This is a genomic window from Bradyrhizobium sp. (assembly GCF_035309285.1).
Classification (GTDB): domain Bacteria; phylum Pseudomonadota; class Alphaproteobacteria; order Rhizobiales; family Xanthobacteraceae; genus Bradyrhizobium.
On the sequence record NZ_DATGFH010000122.1, the window covers coordinates 1 to 16,995 of the forward strand.

At 62.7% G+C, this 16,995-nt stretch carries 17 protein-coding genes and 2 pseudogenes; 9 read left to right on the top strand and 10 right to left on the bottom strand.

Annotated features, from left to right (window positions below):
- Both VKR55_RS22970 and VKR55_RS22975 read left to right on the top strand, forming a co-directional pair.
- Positions 1-1,096: molybdopterin cofactor-binding domain-containing protein (locus tag VKR55_RS22970; protein WP_324406904.1), on the top strand; the 1,096-nt coding region annotated here is incomplete at its 5' end.
- Positions 1,093-1,788, top strand: a complete 696-nt coding sequence (locus VKR55_RS22975) for a molybdate ABC transporter substrate-binding protein (RefSeq protein ID WP_324406905.1) — start codon at positions 1,093-1,095, stop codon at positions 1,786-1,788. The genes VKR55_RS22970 and VKR55_RS22975, both read left to right, overlap by 4 nt.
- Here VKR55_RS22975 and VKR55_RS22980 read toward each other — a convergent pair.
- A complete protein-coding gene (locus tag VKR55_RS22980) occupies positions 1,783-2,592 on the bottom strand; it encodes an SDR family NAD(P)-dependent oxidoreductase (RefSeq protein ID WP_324406906.1) in 810 nt (269 codons plus the stop codon). The two genes, VKR55_RS22975 and VKR55_RS22980, sit on opposite strands and share 6 nt — an antisense overlap.
- 87 nt (positions 2,593-2,679) lie before the next feature.
- Here VKR55_RS22980 and VKR55_RS22985 point away from each other — a divergent pair, with 87 nt between their 5' ends.
- The 6 genes from VKR55_RS22985 to VKR55_RS23010 all read left to right on the top strand — a co-directional run bounded on the left by VKR55_RS22985 (position 2,680) and on the right by VKR55_RS23010 (position 7,907).
- Complete coding sequence (locus tag VKR55_RS22985) at positions 2,680-3,417, top strand: GntR family transcriptional regulator (RefSeq protein WP_324406907.1); 738 nt, start codon at positions 2,680-2,682, stop codon at positions 3,415-3,417.
- A 72-nt stretch (positions 3,418-3,489) separates the two neighbouring features.
- On the top strand, positions 3,490-4,500 hold the full coding sequence (locus VKR55_RS22990; RefSeq protein WP_324406908.1) for a TRAP transporter substrate-binding protein: 1,011 nt from the start codon (positions 3,490-3,492) through the stop codon (positions 4,498-4,500).
- A 31-nt stretch (positions 4,501-4,531) separates the two neighbouring features.
- A complete protein-coding gene (locus VKR55_RS22995; RefSeq protein WP_324406910.1) occupies positions 4,532-5,047 on the top strand; it encodes a TRAP transporter small permease in 516 nt (171 codons plus the stop codon).
- Positions 5,048-5,066: 19 nt separating this feature from the next.
- The gene (locus tag VKR55_RS23000) at positions 5,067-6,356 is read left to right on the top strand and encodes a TRAP transporter large permease (protein ID WP_324406911.1); all 1,290 of its coding nucleotides are present in this window, start codon (positions 5,067-5,069) and stop codon (positions 6,354-6,356) included.
- A gap of 34 nt (positions 6,357-6,390) precedes the next feature.
- The gene (locus VKR55_RS23005; protein ID WP_324406912.1) at positions 6,391-7,077 is read left to right on the top strand and encodes a cyclase family protein; all 687 of its coding nucleotides are present in this window, start codon (positions 6,391-6,393) and stop codon (positions 7,075-7,077) included.
- A gap of 53 nt (positions 7,078-7,130) precedes the next feature.
- Positions 7,131-7,907, top strand: coding sequence for a cyclase family protein (locus VKR55_RS23010; RefSeq protein WP_324406913.1), 777 nt, complete (start codon positions 7,131-7,133; stop codon positions 7,905-7,907).
- Between the two features lie 93 nt (positions 7,908-8,000).
- Here the strand turns inward: VKR55_RS23010 and VKR55_RS23015 are convergent, their stop codons facing one another.
- The 3 genes from VKR55_RS23015 to VKR55_RS23025 all read right to left on the bottom strand — a co-directional run bounded on the left by VKR55_RS23015 (position 8,001) and on the right by VKR55_RS23025 (position 12,019).
- Positions 8,001-8,732 (bottom strand): Crp/Fnr family transcriptional regulator, encoded by a 732-nt coding sequence (locus VKR55_RS23015; protein WP_324406915.1) that lies wholly within the window; start codon positions 8,730-8,732, stop codon positions 8,001-8,003.
- Between the two features lie 348 nt (positions 8,733-9,080).
- On the bottom strand, positions 9,081-9,545 hold the full coding sequence (locus VKR55_RS23020) for a hypothetical protein (RefSeq protein ID WP_324406917.1): 465 nt from the start codon (positions 9,543-9,545) through the stop codon (positions 9,081-9,083).
- An 8-nt stretch (positions 9,546-9,553) separates the two neighbouring features.
- The gene (locus tag VKR55_RS23025; RefSeq protein WP_324407014.1) at positions 9,554-12,019 is read right to left on the bottom strand and encodes an ATP-binding protein; all 2,466 of its coding nucleotides are present in this window, start codon (positions 12,017-12,019) and stop codon (positions 9,554-9,556) included.
- Here VKR55_RS23025 and VKR55_RS23030 point away from each other — a divergent pair.
- Positions 11,903-12,187: a hypothetical protein gene (locus tag VKR55_RS23030; protein ID WP_324407022.1), complete on the top strand. Its 285-nt coding sequence runs from the start codon at positions 11,903-11,905 to the stop codon at positions 12,185-12,187. The two genes, VKR55_RS23025 and VKR55_RS23030, sit on opposite strands and share 117 nt — an antisense overlap.
- Before the next feature lie 60 nt (positions 12,188-12,247).
- Here the strand turns inward: VKR55_RS23030 and VKR55_RS33110 are convergent.
- From VKR55_RS33110 to VKR55_RS23055, 6 genes and pseudogenes are all read right to left on the bottom strand, one after another.
- Positions 12,248-12,748: pseudogene (locus VKR55_RS33110) on the bottom strand (adenylate/guanylate cyclase domain-containing protein); the annotation flags it as partial.
- 279 nt (positions 12,749-13,027) lie between these two features.
- A pseudogene (locus VKR55_RS33115) lies at positions 13,028-13,372 on the bottom strand (tripartite tricarboxylate transporter substrate-binding protein); the annotation flags it as partial.
- 97 nt (positions 13,373-13,469) lie between these two features.
- On the bottom strand, positions 13,470-14,306 hold the full coding sequence (locus VKR55_RS23040; RefSeq protein WP_324406919.1) for a phosphodiesterase: 837 nt from the start codon (positions 14,304-14,306) through the stop codon (positions 13,470-13,472).
- A gap of 8 nt (positions 14,307-14,314) precedes the next feature.
- On the bottom strand, positions 14,315-15,376 hold the full coding sequence (locus VKR55_RS23045) for an ABC transporter ATP-binding protein (protein ID WP_324406920.1): 1,062 nt from the start codon (positions 15,374-15,376) through the stop codon (positions 14,315-14,317).
- Positions 15,373-16,158, bottom strand: coding sequence for an ABC transporter permease (locus tag VKR55_RS23050; protein ID WP_324406921.1), 786 nt, complete (start codon positions 16,156-16,158; stop codon positions 15,373-15,375). The genes VKR55_RS23045 and VKR55_RS23050 overlap by 4 nt, the downstream gene beginning before the upstream one ends.
- Positions 16,159-16,162: 4 nt before the next feature.
- Positions 16,163-16,978, bottom strand: a complete 816-nt coding sequence (locus VKR55_RS23055; protein WP_324406923.1) for an ABC transporter permease — start codon at positions 16,976-16,978, stop codon at positions 16,163-16,165.
- Between the last annotated feature and the right edge of the window lie 17 nt (positions 16,979-16,995).

The following is a 16,995-nucleotide window of genomic DNA, read 5'->3' on the forward strand; positions in this document are numbered from 1 at the left end:
GCTCGAGAACATCACGGTCGAGCATCTGGAAGGCGCCGGCTGCTACGGCCATAACCCGGCCGACGACGTCGCCCTCGACGCGGTGCTGCTGGCGAAAGCCGCCGGCGGCAGACCGGTGCGGGTACAATGGTCGCGCGCGGACGAGCTGACGCACGGCCCGTTTGGCGCGGCGATGGCGATCGAGATCGAGGCCGATCTCGATGCGAAGGGCGAGATCGTCGAATGGCGGCATTCGATCTGGAGCAATGGGCATGCGGCGCGCCCGGGCCGCGGCACCAAGCCAACGCTGCTCGCTGGCTACGAGATCGAAAGCCCGTTTCCGATCGCGATCTCGGGCAATCCGCTGCAGGCCAATGGCGGCGGCGGCGACCGCAACTCGGTCCCGCTCTATGACTTCCCGGCTTGGAAAATCGAAAGCCATCGCCTGCTCACCATGCCGGTTCGCACTTCGGCGCTGCGCACGCTCGGCGCGCAGAGCAATGTGTTCGCGATCGAATGCTTTCTCGACGAGATCGCCGCCGGCCTCGGCGAGGACCCCGTCACGTTCCGCTTGCGGCATTTGAAGGACGAGCGCGCTCGCGACGTGATCCGGGCGGTGGCGAGGCGCACGAACTGGAAACCCGCACCGAGGCCCGGCACCGGCTATGGCATCGGCTATTCCCGCTACAAGAACAGCGGCGCCTATTGCGCGGCGATCGCCGAGATCGAGGGCGATGAAGAGATCCGCGTGAAGAAGCTGACGCTCGCGGTCGACGTTGGCGAGGCCATCAATCCCGACGGTGTGATCAACCAGATCGAGGGCGGCGCGATCCAGGCCACAAGCTGGGTGTTGAAGGAGCGCGTGCGGTTCGATCGGGCGCGCATCACCAGCAATAGCTGGACCGAATATCCGATTTTGCGCTTCTCCGAAGTACCGCAGGTCGAGGTCGAGGTGATCCAGCGCTCGGAGATCGACCCGGTTGGCGCGGGCGAAGCCGCGCACGGGCCGGTGACGGCCGCAATCGCAAACGCCGTGTTCGACTGCCTCGGCGTGCGCGTGCGCAGGCTGCCGATCACGCGCGACAGCCTGATCGCGGCGATGGAACAGTCTTCATGAGCCATCTGAATATTCTGAGCGGCGGTGCGGCGCACAGCCTGATCGCAAGCCTCGCGCCCACCTTCAAGGCGAAGACCGGCTTCGAGATCAAGGGCGAGTTCGGCGCCGTCGGCGGCATGGCGGAGAAATTGCGCAGTGGGGTCGCCACCGACATCATCATACTGACGTCGGCGTTGGTAGCGAAGCTCGTCGAGGAGAAGCTGGTGGTCTCCTCCTCGATCAAGGATGTCGGGTTGGTCGAGACCGCGCTCGCGGTGCGGAGCGGCGGTCCCAGAGTGTACGCTCAAAATGCGGATGCCTTGCGCGCCGCATTTTTGGCAGCGGATGCGATCTTCGTGCCCGACACCAAGGCGTCGACCGCCGGCATCCATGTCGCAAAGGTGCTGGCGCAGCTTGGCATCACCGATGAGGTGATTGCGCGGCTGAAGATCTATCCGAACGGAGCGACTGCAATGCGCGAATTGGCGGCTTCCACCGCAAAGCATCCGATCGGCTGCACGCAGTCGACTGAGATCATTTCGACCAGCGGCGTGGAACTCTGCGGCGCACTGCCCAAGGGATGCGAGCTCGCGACCATGTACACGGCAGGCACCACCACCAGCGCCGCGCATGAGCGCGAAGCGCAGGCGCTGATCAATCTGCTCACCAGCGCCGAGGCGCGCGACGCTCGCGCCCTTGCCGGCTTCCTATGATTTGTGGAGCTGCGTGAGTCCGGTCGGAGGCCCGTCGACCGCGGTCCAGCCGCCATCGACAAACAATGTCGAGCCTGAGACGTAGCTTGCTGCATCTGAGGCAAGATAGGCCACTGCCGTCGCAACCTCGTCGGCGCTGCTCCAGCGGTTGAACACGGTGTGTCCAGCATAGAGATTGTAAATATCCGGCCGCCGCTTGAACGGCCCGGTCAGCGCGGTTTCGGCGATGCTCGGCGCGATCGCATTGACACGCACGCCGGCGCGCCCGACTTCGGAGGCAAAGCCCTTCACGAGCAAGCCGATCGCAGCCTTGGTCGAACCATAGACCGCAAGCCCCGGCTCGATTGTCACCGCGCGCACGGAGGAGCAGGCGATCAGGCTCCCGCCCCTTTGCTCGACCATGATGCCGCCGAAGGCCTGGAAAAACCACACCGTGCCCTTGACATTGAGATTCACCACGCGATCGAGGTCTTCCTCGGTGTAGTCGAGGATGGTCTTGCGGATGTTGAGGCCCGGCGTCGTCACCGCGATGTCGATCCGCGGGAATTGCCCGCGCGCGACCTTCGCCAACTCCGCCACGTCGCTGCGGCTTGCGGCGTCGCAGGCGGCCGCGAACGCCGATCCACCCCTCTCGCCGATGCCGGCGGCGGTCGCCTCCGCGCCAGCAGCCTCGCGATCAGCGCAGAGCACGCTGGCGCCGAGCGAAGCCAATGCCTCGGCGGAGGATTTGCCGATCCCGGACGCCGCACCCAGCACCACGGCCGTTTTTCCGGAAAGATCGAACAGTTTGCGATAGTCGGTCACGTCAAAGCTCCTTGCAGACTCTCAAAATAAGTCCGCTTGCCCTCATCTGCTTATTCATATACTAATATATTAGTCTAGGGAGCAAGCATGCGCGCACGCGCGAGCAAAAAAGCCGAGGCCTCGGCGCCCGCGGTCATCGTCCGCCGCAACGGCCGGCCGCGCACGGCGACGGCTGCGTCGCGCATCTACGCGGACTTGCGCGCCGAGCTGGTCTCGCTTGCCCGGCGGCCGGGCGAAGCGATCTCGGAGGGCGAGATCGCGCAATCCTATGGCGTCAGCCGCACGCCGGTTCGCGAAGCGATCCTAAAATTATCGGACGAAGGCTTGATCGAAATCTTCCCGCAGTCCGGCATCAATGTCTCCCGTATTCCGATCAGAGCGCTGCCGGAAGCGATCGTCATCCGCAGGGCGCTCGAGGAAACCACCACGCGGCTGACTGCCGAGCATGCGACCGCGAGCCAGATTCTGGCGTTGCGTTCGATCGTGCAGCGGCAGCGCGAGGCCGATGCCGCGCACGATCGCGAAGCGTTTCACCAGGCCGACGAATTGTTTCATGCCACCATCGCCGAGATCGCGAAATATCCCGGCATCTGGAAGCTGATCCTGCAGGTGAAGGTCCATGTCGATCGATTCCGCCAACTGACGCTGCCGCAGGCGGGACGAATGGCGACCGTCATCGCCGAGCATGAGCGCATCCTGTCCGCAATCGAGGCGCATGATGCCGACGGCGCGGCGAAGGCGATGACCAAACATATCGAGCGCCTGCTTGGCGATATCGAAGGCATCAAGGACATCAATCCGGAGTTTTTTGACGACCGAGCATGAAGACTGAACGGCCGCCGGGCATATGGCCGGCGGCTTGAGACATCAAACAACGATACAAGGGAGGGACTGCACATGAAGCGACGTGATTTTCTCAAACTGAGCGCAAGTGCTGGCGTAGGTCTTGGCGCTGTTGCGACGCTGCCCCCATTCTCGGCCGCATACGCGCAGGCGAAAACCGTGTTCAAGGCCGCCGACGTGCAGCCGGCCGGCTATCCGACGGTGGCGGCGACCGAAAACCTCGGCAAGAAGCTCGACGCCGCGACCAAGGGCCGGCTCACGGTGCAGATGTATCCTTCGGCGCAGCTTGGCGCCGAGAAGGAAACCATCGAGCAGACCCAGATCGGCGCGATCCAGTTGCTGCGCGTCTCGGCCGGCGCGCTGGGGCCGATCGTCGACGACATCAACGTCGTCAACATGCCCTTCGTGTTCAAGAACACGGCGCATGCGCGCAAAATGATGGACGGACCAGTCGGGCAGGCCCTGCTCGACAAGATCACTGCCAACGCCAATGCCGGACTGGTCGGGCTGTGCTGGATGGATGCCGGCGCGCGCAGCGTCTACAACACCAAGAAGACGGTCAAAACCATCGACGACCTCAAAGGGTTGAAGATCCGCGTCATCGGCAATCCGATCTTCATCGACATGATGAACGCGCTCGGCGCCAACGGCATTGCCATGGGCTACGACCAGGTGTTCGGCGCGCTGCAGACCGGCGTGATCGACGGCGCCGAAAACAACCCGCCGAGCTATGTCTTCAGCAATCACTACACCGCAGCCAAGCACTTCTCGCTGACCGAGCACCTCATCATTCCCGAAGTGCTCGCCTTCTCCAAGAAGGCCTGGACGGCGCTCTCGGCCGACGACCAGGCCTTGATCAAGAAGTTCGCGCGCGAAGCGCAGATGGAAGAGCGCGAGCTCTGGAACAAGTACGAGCAGGCCGCGATGGAGAAGGCCAAGGCTGCGGGCTGCGAGATCGTCGAGATTGCCGACAAGGCGCCGTTCCAGGCCGCAGTCAAGCCGGTGTGGGACAAATACGGTCCGAAGTACCAGGACATGATCAAGCGCGTCCAGGAGATCGCCTGAAAGCGCAATCTCTTAATCCTGGAGTCCCGACATGGCCGCGTTGTATCGCCGCATCATGGATTATCTCTATCTGTTGTGCGTGCTCGTCGGCTGCATCGCCCTGGTGTTGATCTCCGCGATCATCCCCTGGGCGGTGTTCACCCGCTACGTGCTCAACAGCGCGGCGTCATGGCCGGAGCCGCTGGCGATCCTGCTCACCATCGTGCTCACCTTCATCGGTGCCGCGGCGGCATACCGGCTCAATCTGCACATGAACATCTCATACTTCGCCGACAAGCTGCCGCCGCTGCCGCGGCGGCTGCTCGATCTCGTGGTGCAGCTGCTGATGGCTGTCATCGCGCTGTTCATGGTGATCTGGGGCGAGAAGCTGGTCGAAGTGACCTGGTACAACACCATCGCCGACTTCCCCTTCCTCTCCGTCGGTATCACGTATATGCCGATTCCGGTCGGCGGCGCGTGCCTCCTGCTCTTCATCATCGAGCGCATTGTCCTGGGCGCCCCACCCGATCCGATCGCCCACCACTCCGAAGCCGCGCCATTCGAATGAGCGGTTGAAAGGCCAATCCATGGACATCCTGATCCTGCTCGGAACGATGGTGGTCTGCTTCCTGATCGGCATGCCGATCGCCTATGCGCTGGCGATGGCGGCGATCGTTGGCGCCATGTGGATCGGGATTCCGCTGGAAGCCTTGATGCTGAAGATCTCCGACGGCGTCAGCAAGGTCGCGATGCTGACCATTCCCTTCTTCGTGCTGGCCGGTGCGATCATGGCCGAAGGTGGCATGGCGCGGCGGCTCGTTGCCTTTGCCGACGTGCTGGTCGGCTTCACCCGTGTGCGCGGCGGCCTCTCGGTGGTCAACGTGCTGGCAACGACCTTCCTGAGCGGCATCTCCGGCTCCGCGGTGGCCGATACCTCGGCGATCGGTTCGGTGATGATCCCGCAGATGGAGAGGACCGGCTATCCGCGCGTGTTCGCGACCAACCTCACCATCTCCTCCTCGGTGCAGGCGCTGCTGGTGCCGCCGAGCCACAACGCGGTGCTGTATTCGCTCGCAACCGGCGGCACGATCTCGATCTCGGCCCTGTTCATGGCCGGCGTCTTCCCCGGCCTGCTGCTCGGCTTCTCCCTCATCATCCTGTGCCTCGTGATCGCCTATCGCGAGGGCCATCCGCAGGGGCAGAGCGTGCCGGTCAAGGACGCGATCAAGATCTCGATCGACGCGGCCTGGGGACTGGTGACGCTCGTCATCATCCTCGGCGGCATCCTGGGCGGCATCTTCACCGCGATCGAAGCGGGCGCCGTCGCCTGCATGTGGGCGTTCTTCGTCACCATGTTCATCTACCGCGACTATCGCTGGCGCGACCTGCCGGTGCTGCTGCATCGTACGCTTCGTACGGTCGCGATGGTGATGACGCTGATCGCCTGCGCCTCCAGCGTCGGCTACATCATGGCGCTGACGCAGATGCCGGCCAAGCTCACGGCGTTCTTCCTGTCGATCTCATCGAACAAATACGTCATCCTGTTCATGATCAACATCCTGCTGCTGTTGCTCGGGACGCTGGTCGACATGGCGCCATCGATCCTGATCGCAACCCCGATCCTGCTGCCGGTGATGCAGAATTTCGGCGTCAATCCGGTGCATTTCGGCATGATCATGCTGCTCAATCTCGGCATCGGGCTTTGCCATCCACCGGTCGGCTCGATCCTGTTCGTCGGCTGCGCGGTAGGCAAGGTCTCCATCGAGGAGGTGATGCGCCGGATCTGGCCGTTCTACGCGGTGATGTTCATCGTGCTGATGTTCGTCACCTACGTTCCTGAAATCTCGCTGTGGCTCCCGGGGCACGTCCTGCGCTAGACTCTCGGCGCAATGTTTCCCCGGAAGGCCCTTCATGAAAATCGTCGACCTCAGTCGCGAGCTTTATCACCGTACCCCGAGCTATCCCGGACATCCGCCCATCATCCACGGCGTGTGGCAGAACCATGCCGATGGGCTTGCCGCCTCCGGCAACGTCTGGGGGCTGGCATCGATGTTCATCTCGATGGCCGATCACGGCGGCACGCATATCGATGCGCCCCGGCATTTCGGTCCGAAGGGCATCTCGATCGACCAATACCCGCTCGAAAAATGCATCGTGCCGGGCATCTGCCTCGATCTGCGCCATATCACGCCGAAGACGGAGATCACGGCTGAAGACCTCGAGGCCGCCGTGAAGAAGGCCGGCGTCGGCGTGCCGAAAGGCGGCACCGTGCTGCTCTGCACCGGCCATCACCAACGCACGTTCCCACGCAAGGAATATTCGACCGACAATCCCGGTGTGAATGTCGCTTCGACCGAATGGCTCGCCAAGCAGGGCATCGTCCATTTCGGCATCGACTCGATGCGGCCCGGAACCGATAGTGCCGAGAATCTCCTGGTGCACAAGACTTGCCTTGAGCTCGATATCACCCATATCGAGAGTCTCTGCAACCTCGAGGCTCTGCTCGGCGAGGGCCAATTCACCTTTATCGGGTTGCCGATGAAGTGGCGTGAGGGTACGGCTTCTCCGATCCGCGCGGTGGCAGTGTTCGGCCTTTGAGACGCGGGCCGCAATTGCGCTAACCTTCATCGAGACAATCGGGAGCAAGCGCAATGGCGCGAAAGCTGATCGACATTTCCGTGCCGTTGCAGAACGACGTGCCGGCCGACCCGCCGGGCAATCATCCGACCATCCAGTATATCGATCACCAGCAGGGGCTGCCGCGCATGCTGCAGTTCTTCGAAGGTTTGAAGAAGGAGGACCTGCCCGATGGTCAGGGCTGGGCGGTCGAGCAGGTGTCGCTCTCCACCCACAACGGCACGCATCTCGATGCGCCCTGGCACTTTCATCCCACGATGAATCGCGGCGAGCGTTCCTGGACCATCGACGAGGTGCCGCTCGAATGGTGCTTTCAGTCCGGCGTGAAGCTCGACTTCCGGCACCTGCCGGACGGCTATGTCGCAACCGCCAGGGACGTCGAGAACGAGCTCAAGCGCATCGCACATACACTCTCGCCGCTGGAGATCGTCGTGGTGAATACCTCGGCCGGCGCCAAATACGGTCGGCCCGACTACGTCAATTCCGGCTGCGGCATGGGCTATGAAGCGACGATGTATCTCTTGGAGCGCGGCGTGCGGTTGACCGGCATCGACGGCTGGAGCTGGGATGCGCCGTTTGTCTACACCGCCAAGAAATATGCCGAGACCAAGGACGCGAGCCTGATCTGGGAGGGCCACAAGGCCGGCCGACATATCGGCTATTGCCACATCGAGAAGCTGCACAATCTCGAACTGTTACCTTCCACCGGCTTCACGGTGTCGTGCTTTCCCGTGAAGATCGAACGCGCGTCCGCCGGCTGGACGCGCGCGGTTGCGATCATCGACGGTTGAGTGTTTGCGGGGCGACCGGTCTATCCGCGCGCGCACGATCCGCGATGAATTTTTCACCGAATGATCAGAAAATCGGCGCGCGCGGGGCGCGCTTCAGTCGTCCGTGCCGGCGCCGGCCTCGGCGAGTTCGCGAAGCGAGGCAGTATCGAGCACGACGATGGCGCCGTGCTCGAGCCGGACCCAGCTCCGTGCCGCCCACGCGCGCAACTGCTTGTTGATGCTCTCACGGGTCATGCCGACCATCTCGCTGATTTCCTGCTGGGTGATGGCGATGGTCTGGCTTGTGGGCTCGAGCTTGCGCTTTTCGGTCAACCCGAGCAGCGCGCTTGCGAGCCGGCCCGGCAGATCCTGCAGGATCACCTGCTCGACCTGGTCGCTGGTCCAGCGCAACCGCGCGCACAGCAGCTCGATGAACTTCATGGAGAGTGCCGACTGGCTGCGCATGAACGGCAGAAAGTCGCGGCGGTCGATGACATAGATCTCGCAATTGGTGTTGGCGATCGCGTCCGCGCTCCGCGTCTGGCCGTCGAGCACGCTCATCTCGCCGAAGGTCTCGCCAGGACCGATCAGATTGAGGATGGCGTTACGGCCGTCTGGCGAAGAGATGCTGATCTTCACCGTCCCCGAGATCACCGCGTACAGGCTGTTGCCCGGATCGCCCTTGGAAAAGATGGTCGCGCCGCGCTTGAGGACTGTGTGCTTGGCGTAGCGCCCGAGCTGCTCGAGCGCCTCGTTATCGAGGTCGCTGAAGATCTCATGCTTGCGCAGCACCGACACTTTGCTGCTCGGTGGGCGGCGAGCATCTCCTGTGTTATCGTGCGGCACGCCGGTTCGAACTCCACAAGGAACGCCAAGTCCGTTCCTTCCGTAGTCAACGGCGGTCGCAATTTCAACCGGAAACCGGTTTTTGAGGCGCAGTCGGGGGCCAGAGGACGGACCAGAAGCCAGCCACCGCACAGCACAATGCCACCCGGGGCAGGCCGACCAGCAAATTCCGTGAGATGGATTTGGAGGCTGCAAAGACAGGGATAGGCTTGCGGGCAGAACGCCCAAGCGCTGGCAAGTCCGGGCCGCCGATGCGGACTTGTGCTGACATGCTGCCGAAACCCCAGCGGCCCCCAAAACCGGGCGGGTCCTGCCGGTTTTGGTACGACAGAGATGTCCGATTATCGACTATTTAAGCGAATTGTTCGGGCAGAGGATATGCATGCCGATATGAACATGGCCCTTGTGGACAAAAGTCCGTATGTGCAGGTCGTGCGTCTTGTCGACATTCTCTCCGACCTTCAGCACCATCGGCAGCGGATGGGCCGACTTGAGGTTTGAGGAGATCACCTCGGTCAGCCGGTTGCGGATGTGCTCGGGAATGTCGCCGGAATGTTTTTCCCAATTCTTGTGTCCGGCGGTCGATCCAGACTCATCCGCCCAGTCATCGGCTTTCGGCACGATGTGTTTGGTGTAGCCTTGGCCGAACTTGTAGGGCCCATGCTGCTTCTCGTATTCGGCAAACTTCTTGGCCGTCTCGCCAATGTTTTTCGGGCTGTATAACTCGTTGATCTTCTTTTCGAACTTGCCGCTATAAACCACTCCAGACATGCTTTGCTCCTGCCACATGCGGCTAAAATCGCCGTGTTCCAAAACACCTTTCAAAACCTCGAAAGGAGACTTCTAGCACTTTCCAGTTGAGCGGTCATTTTTGATCGATCAAAAAGTGCTATGGCCTGGAAAAGCTCCTCCTGAGCCTCAGCCATCCTTCCGGAATCGGCCAACAGGCGGCCGAGCGCGCTCCTTGCAAGCCCAAGCAAGGGCCGCGCTTCGATCCTTGAGGCCAGCTCAATGACCTGCTTGAAGCAGTCGATCGCTTCATCGGCCCCCGCCCCTTTCGCCGCCAAGGCGTTGGCCTCAGCGAGCGCGGCGAGCGCCTCGATGCCGACATAGCCCCTTTGCTTGGCACCTGCACGACAAGCGCGGGCCAACGTGATAGCTCGCAAGCTGTCACCAAGCTGGTTATAGGCCGAACTGAGATAGGCAGGGATCACAACCATGCTGCTCTGGTGGCCTAGGGACTCCGCCTCCTCCTTGGCCTTGAGCAGCAAAGCTTCCGCGCCCGTCGCGTTGCCCATCTGTGTATGGACGTTGGCAAGACTTCCCATCACGAGCGGCAGAAACTGCCGTACCTCATTGTCCTGCGCCAATTTGAGAGCGTGACCAAGCTCCTCTTCCGCTGTCGGCAAGTTGCCTCGCCACAGCTCGAGCACGCCATGGGCGTAGCATGCTGAAATGAGGTCGTATTGTCTGCCTTCGGCCTGCGCCAGTTGGCGCGCATCATCTGCACATTTCTCCGCGCACTCAAATTCGCCAAGCCAGACGTAGACGATCGATTTCATCATGCAACATAGGACAAGCAGATTTGACGCCGTAACTCCGGGCGGCACATCGCCAGGCGCTCCAGCGAAGCGCGTGCTTGCCTTTTCCAACCACCGCTCGGCCTCGCGAAATCTTCCGGCGAGAAAGTGAGATTGTCCCAGGCCAAATTCGACGAAGCCAAGCCAGGTTCTATTTGCCAACTGATTGACAAGCGCAAGGGCCTCCTCTCCTGCAGCAATTCCTTCATAGGGAGTGCCGTAGAAATTCAGCGCCGCGGCCCGCATCGCGATCGACGCCAGCCGACGCCCCTCGTCCTGCATTTTCTCGGAACGTTGTTCGGCTTCGCGGCAAAGGCCGAACCACTCCTCCATCTTGCCGAATGGACCGAACACAACCCGCGACTCGATCCGCAAATCAATCGCCCGTCGCTCGCGAACAGTCGACTCCGGCTGCTTGTCGACCGCATCCATGGCGATCTGGAAGTATTCCGTTGCATCGCGAAAGGCCGAACGGGCGAACGCTTTTTTCGCCGCGAGGTGCCCGTAGCGGTCGGCTTTGGCCCAATCCTGCGCCTTCACCGCGTGTTGGCACAACGCCTCGACGACTTCTTCCTCGCGTCCTGCGGCGCCAGTCTCCATTGCCGCCAGAATGCGCTGGTGCAGTTCGCCCCGTTGTGAGCGCAAGATCGAGTCGTAGGCCACCTGGCGAATGAGATCGTGAGCGAACACATACTCGACCGAAGCCAACCATCGTGACTCTACCAGGAAGTCCAGGATCTCGAGCGACCACAGCCGGCTCTGCAACGGCGCCATCGGCATTCCCGTCACCGCCGCCAGCAATTGCGGCGAAACCAGCGGGCCGACCGCCGAGGCAAGCTGCAGCAAGGTCTTGTCCTCGTTGGGCAGGCGGTCAATGCGGGAGGCGATCACGCCCTGCACCGTGGGAGGAATGCCCAGTGCCTCCCAGGCAGCCTTCGAGAGCGACGCAGCTCCGTTGGCCGGCGGCAGGCCACCCGCAATGAGCTGCCTTGCGACTTCCTCGATGAACAACGGCACCTGTCCGGTGTGACGCAGCACATGTCCCTTGATGTCATCGAGGTGGGCGCCCACGCCAAGCATGCCGTCAAGCAATGCCGTCGCCGCTTCGGTATCGAGTGACCGCAGCCAGATCCGCCGGACGTCAAGCCGCGCCAGCCACCCCGGCGTATTCTCCGTCCGCCAGGTGAGCAGCACCAGAAGCGGGCGGTGTGCGGCGAGCGATAGAACGCCTTCGATGGCGGCTTCGCTTTGTCCGTCGATCCAGTGAAGGTCCTCCAGCAGCAGCACGGTTGGCCGCGTTGCCACGACCTTGTCGATGGCGTTGAGGACGGCGTCGCCGATCACCCGCCGCCGCAGCAAGGGCTCAAGTTCGCCCCAACGCGCATCGGTGACCGATTGATCGAGGATCGCTTGAAGCGCGGCCGGCCAGAGATCGGAGTGCGGCGGCGGCTCTGCGGCCGACACCGTAGCCGCATCGGTCAGCGCAAGATCGCCCGCCGCCAGGGCGCTCTGCAGCAGCTTCTTGAACAGCGCAAAGGGAACGGCCTGCTCGAGCGGATTGCCGTCGGCCTCCAGGACTTGCCAGTTCTGTTGGCGCAGGCCGCCAAGGAATTGATGCGCCATGCGGGATTTGCCGATGCCCGCGGTGCCTACCAGTGCGACGACCCGCCCGGACGCGGCATCGACCTCGCCTGCCGCTCGCTGCAACTGGAGAAGCTCGTCGGCGCGCCCGACAAAGGAGGAGAGTCCTTTGGCCGAGCGGGCATGCCAGCGCGTCAGTCCGCTGATTTCCACAAGTTCGTAGCATGGCACCGGCGCGGGAAATCCTTCCAGCCGCTTTGGCGGCAGGGCATTGAAGACCGCGAGCCCGGATGACAGGTTCTGGCAGGACTCCGACGCGATGATCTGACCGGCCTGGGCGGCGCCTTCGAGCCGCTTGACCAGATGCACCGCGGGCCCGCCCGCTTCGTAGATTGAGGAGAGATCGGCCTCGATGACGTGGGTCACCACGTAGCCAGAGTGAATACCGACCCTGACCTGAAGTGCGGGATCATTCAATAGCTTGATGCGCCGAACGAGCTCCAGGCCGGCCTGGCAGGCCATCACCGCATGATTGTCGTCCGCATGCGGCGCGCCGAACAGGGCAATCAGGCCGTCGCCGCCTTCCTTGCTGACGATGCCCCGGTTGCGGCGAACCGCGACGCGCATGGCGTTGAGCGCAGGCTCAAGCCGCGAGATCGCGGATTCGGGATCAAGCTCCGAAATCAGGTCGGTCGAGCGCTGCAGGTCGGCACAAAGAACGGTGAGATATTTCCGCTCGCCCGCAATCCGAACGTCGGCCCGCGGCCGGGACAGGTGGTCCGGCACGACGGCACCGCAGAACGAACAATAGAGGTCGCCAGCTTTCAGGGTCGATGAACAGACCTGGCAAAACACCCCGAGCTTCCTCCAACCATCCGGGCCAGACTAGCGAAAGATCTTGGTAGAACAAGCGCTTGGGCCTGTGATCTCTGTGGGCTCATCATGCGCAGCGTGCAGGTTGCCACCATGCGAATGATTATCGGTTGAACCGAACCGGATGAGTACAGGGAGACAACGGTAGTACACAACGGTGCATGCACGCTGCGATGTCGGGACGCCCGGCGTCGCCAATGACGCCGTTGCCGCCACACGCGCGGGAGCGATTTCACTTGCTGCTGATTCCCATCTCCCTTGTTACGCGTCCATATTTCGCAAGCTGATCGCGGGTGATCGCACCCAGCTCCTCCGACGAACTGCCGCGCACGACCAAGCCCAATCCATCAAGCTTGCGCCGAACACCGGGTCGCTAAGCACCTTCAGAATCTCGGCATTGAGGCGAGCTACGATCGCCTTTGGCGTTCCGGCGGGTGCGACAATCGCAAACCACGAATTGAAGAACAAGCCAGGCAGCCCGGATTCGTCGATGGTCTGTACGTCGGCAAACTGCGGTAGCCGCTTCGGCGTGCAGACCCCGATCAAGCGAAGCTGACCGCCGCGCACCAGCGGCGCGACGAGCCCCAGCCCCTGGAAGCCGACGGGGACCTGGCCGGCTGAAGCCCGCCCTCGGGCTGACCCGACGGATCATGCGCAAGCGAAGAGCTAATGCGCGATGATGAGTTATCGCGCGGTTGGTCGCTCACAGTAGTTTGCCATCCGGACCGAAGAACGGATGCGGCCCGTCGAATTTCCCGATCGGGACCTGGTGCGTTACCACCTGTCCCAAGCCGTCGTCCTCGAACCATGTGTGGAGGTGGAATGCGGGCTGCTCGATCCGGAATGAAGGCGCGCGCAACTGGGCAAGATCGAGATCGACGGCGTGATTGGGAGCGGGGCATATCGTACAGGGCACGCCCGCAAACATCGTCAACGCGGCGCGATGGATGTGGCCGGTCGCCACGATCTGCACCCGCGGATGGCGCCGGATGATCGCCGCCAGCTTGTTTGCATTGCGCAGATTCTGTCGATCCATATGCCAGATGCCCGCGATGAATGGCGGATGATGCAGGAATAGCAACGCGGGCCGCTCCGGTGACGAGGCGAGCGTTTCGCTGAGCCACTCAAGCGTCGGCGCGTCAAGCTCGCCATGCGGCTTGCCGGGGACGCTGGAATCGAGCAGCACGAGATCGAGCGGGCCTTTCTCGATCTTCTGGTTAAGCGCGCCGGATGCAAAGGCATGGGGAGCGTCTGGGAACGCATTGCGCATCAATTCGCGGCTGTCGTGATTGCCGGGAATAGCGGCAACGGGCAGCTTCAGCGGCGCGAGCAGGCGCTTGAGATGATCATATTCCTCCACGGTTGGCGTGTCGGCCAGATCACCCGAGATCACCAGGAAATCCGGCGCCGGTTCGAACGCATTCAATGTCGCCACACAGCGCTCCAGCGCTTTGGCGGTGTCGACGCGGCCATAGGCGAGCTTGCCCGGCGGCTTGATATGCAGGTCGGAAATCTGGGCAATGCGAAGCTGTTTCGGCATCGGTCAGGTCAATCCTCAAGCGGTAACAGGCGGACAGCTTCCGGCGGGATCGACAGGCCCACGCGGTCCCCGGGTTTGGCCTGCACGGTGTTGGGCGCATCGATCGTCAACGGCTTGTCCGCGGCGCCGCTGACGACGAGGCGCTGACGGTCGCCGTTGAAGGCGACGCTGCTGATCGTGCCCGTCAAGGCCGCGGCGTCCACTTCGGCAAGCCGGATCGATTCCGGGCGGACCATGGCGACCACGACCGCCCGATTGACGTGGCTGGTGATGGGCTGTCGTCCACCCGGCAACAGCAAATGACCGTTCTCGACCGATGCCTCGATGATGTTGGCCGCGCCGATGAACTCGGCCACAAATCGGTTGCGCGGCGTGAAGTAGATCTCGCGCGGCGTACCCACTTGGGCAATTGCGCCCTTGCTCATGACGACAATTCTGTCGCCGAGCTCCATGGCTTCCGACTGATCATGGGTCACGTAGATCGCAGTGATGCCAAGCGCGCGCAATAGCCGATTGAGCTCGCCGCGCAAGCGTTCGCGCAAGGCGGCGTCCAAGGCAGTGAGCGGCTCGTCGAGCAGCAAGACGCCGGGGCGGATCGCAACCGCCCGTGCCAGAGCCACACGTTGCCGCTGGCCGCCGGATAGCTGATCGATCCTGCGGTTCTCGAGACCGGAGATATTGGTCAGCGCGACCAATTCGGCGACGCGCTCGGCGCGCTCCTCTTTGGGTAAGCCGCGCACCTTCAGCCCGTAGCCGATGTTTGCCGCTACGCTCATGTTCGGAAACAGGGCATAGGACTGAAACACCATGCCGACGTTGCGCCTTTCGATCGGCACGGAAGTCATGTCCTTGCCGTCGAACAGCACCCGGCCGCCCTCGTCCGGCACTTCGAGGCCGGCGATGATGCGCAGCATCGTGGTCTTGCCGCAGCCGGAGGGGCCGAGCAGCACCAGCGTTTCGCCGCGCGCGATGTCGAGCGTTGCAGGCAAAAGCGCGCGCGTACCATCGGCAAAGGTTTTGCCACAACCGTCGACGTGCACAGCGACACCGTGTCCGGCTGTCCCGTTCATCGCACGCGCTCCTTCTCGGCGAAGAGCTGCATCGCCACCAATAATGGAATGATCATGATGAAAAAGATCAGCGTATAGGCGGAGGCGACTTCCAGCCGCATTGACGCGTAGCTGTCGGCAAGGCCGATCGGCAGCGTCTTGGTCAGCGGCGTGTGCAGCATCCAGGTCAGGTTGAACTCGCCGAGCGAAAGCGTCACCACCATCAGGCTGCCGGCCAGGATGCCGGGCACGGCATTGGGGATGATGACGTCGCGGAACCGGCGCCAGGGTGAGGCGCCAAGGGAAGCCGCGCCCTCATCCAGCGTCTCAATGTCGACGGCGGCGAACACCGCCATCACCGATCGCACCATGAAGGGCATGGTGAAGACGACATGCCCGACCATGATAAACAGCCAGGAGCGTCGGAATTCGCCGAAGCCACCATAGGTAAGGAGCAGCGCAAGCGCGATCGCGAGCCCAGGGATGGCAAGCGGCAGCGTGATGAGCTCCTCAATGATCCGCGACAGCCGCCCTCCCCGCATATGCAGAGCATAGGCGCCAGGTACGCCGGCCAGCAACGTCACCGCCAGCGTCGCAAAGGCGATGACAAAAGAAAGCAGGATCGTCTCGGCATAGAGGTCCCAGACCTGCGCCACCCATTGCAGGGTGACGCCGGATTGAATGCCGCGGAAATAATTCACGGTGACGCCGGCCATGATTGAGAGCCATGCCGGCACCACCAGGAATGCGGCGACGATCAGGGTGAACAGCAACTGGCCGGCGAAAATCAGACGATCGCGCATGATCTCATCCGGCTGCGGCGACCGCGCTGCCCGAGAACGAACGGGCCAGCGCCAGGAAGAACCAGGTGATGAGGCCGAGCCCGACCGACAGCGCCGCGGAGGTCGCGAAATTCGCAGCCAGCGTGAACTCGGTATAGATCAGCATCGGCAGCACATCGATATTGGTCGCGAGCGTAAACGCGGTGCCGAACGCGCCCATCGCGGTCGCAAAGGCGATCGCGCCGGAGGCAACGAAGGCCGGCGCCAGCGCCGGCAGCACGACATCGCGCTGCACCGCCCAGGGGCCTGCGCCGAGCGAGCGAGCGGCTTCTTCGAGCCCGGCATCGAGCTTCTGCACCGCGGCCATGATGGTGAGGATCACACGCGGAATGGAGAAGTAGAGGTAACCGAGGAAGAGCCCGTAGATCGAATAGGCAAAGACCAGTTTCTCGCCGATCAGATGACTGGATAGGTCGCCGATCATGCCCTGGCGACCGGCGAGCAGGATGATCATGAAGCCGACCACAACGCCTGGAAAAGCGAGCGGAAAGGTCAACATCGCGATCAGCACCGCGCGGCCGGGAAAACGATGCCGCTGCAGGAACATGCCGGCAATGGTGGCCACGATCAGCGTCACTGCGGTGGTCGCAGCCGCCAGCAACACCGTGTTGATCAAGGTCGCGCGGTAGCGCGGCTCCGTCAGGATTGCGAGATACGCGGCAAGCCCCTGCGGTCCTTCCGCGCCGGTCACGACAAGGCGCGCCATCGGCAGCAGGAAAAAGGCCACGGTGACCACCGCGAGCGGCAGCAGGCATAGCCGGATAAAGGACCTATTCGACATCAGCGATGGCGCCCCAA

Coding starts and splice junctions, on each gene's coding strand:
- VKR55_RS23040 (WP_324406919.1), bottom strand. CDS start 14,306: ATGCCGAAACAGCTTCGCATTGCCCAGATTTCCGACCTGCATATCAAG.
- VKR55_RS22975 (WP_324406905.1), top strand. CDS start 1,093: ATGAGCCATCTGAATATTCTGAGCGGCGGTGCGGCGCACAGCCTGATC.
- VKR55_RS22985 (WP_324406907.1), top strand. CDS start 2,680: ATGCGCGCACGCGCGAGCAAAAAAGCCGAGGCCTCGGCGCCCGCGGTC.
- VKR55_RS22995 (WP_324406910.1), top strand. CDS start 4,532: ATGGCCGCGTTGTATCGCCGCATCATGGATTATCTCTATCTGTTGTGC.
- VKR55_RS23045 (WP_324406920.1), bottom strand. CDS start 15,376: ATGAACGGGACAGCCGGACACGGTGTCGCTGTGCACGTCGACGGTTGT.
- VKR55_RS23050 (WP_324406921.1), bottom strand. CDS start 16,158: ATGCGCGATCGTCTGATTTTCGCCGGCCAGTTGCTGTTCACCCTGATC.
- VKR55_RS23010 (WP_324406913.1), top strand. CDS start 7,131: ATGGCGCGAAAGCTGATCGACATTTCCGTGCCGTTGCAGAACGACGTG.
- VKR55_RS23005 (WP_324406912.1), top strand. CDS start 6,391: ATGAAAATCGTCGACCTCAGTCGCGAGCTTTATCACCGTACCCCGAGC.
- VKR55_RS22990 (WP_324406908.1), top strand. CDS start 3,490: ATGAAGCGACGTGATTTTCTCAAACTGAGCGCAAGTGCTGGCGTAGGT.
- VKR55_RS23000 (WP_324406911.1), top strand. CDS start 5,067: ATGGACATCCTGATCCTGCTCGGAACGATGGTGGTCTGCTTCCTGATC.
- VKR55_RS23055 (WP_324406923.1), bottom strand. CDS start 16,978: ATGTCGAATAGGTCCTTTATCCGGCTATGCCTGCTGCCGCTCGCGGTG.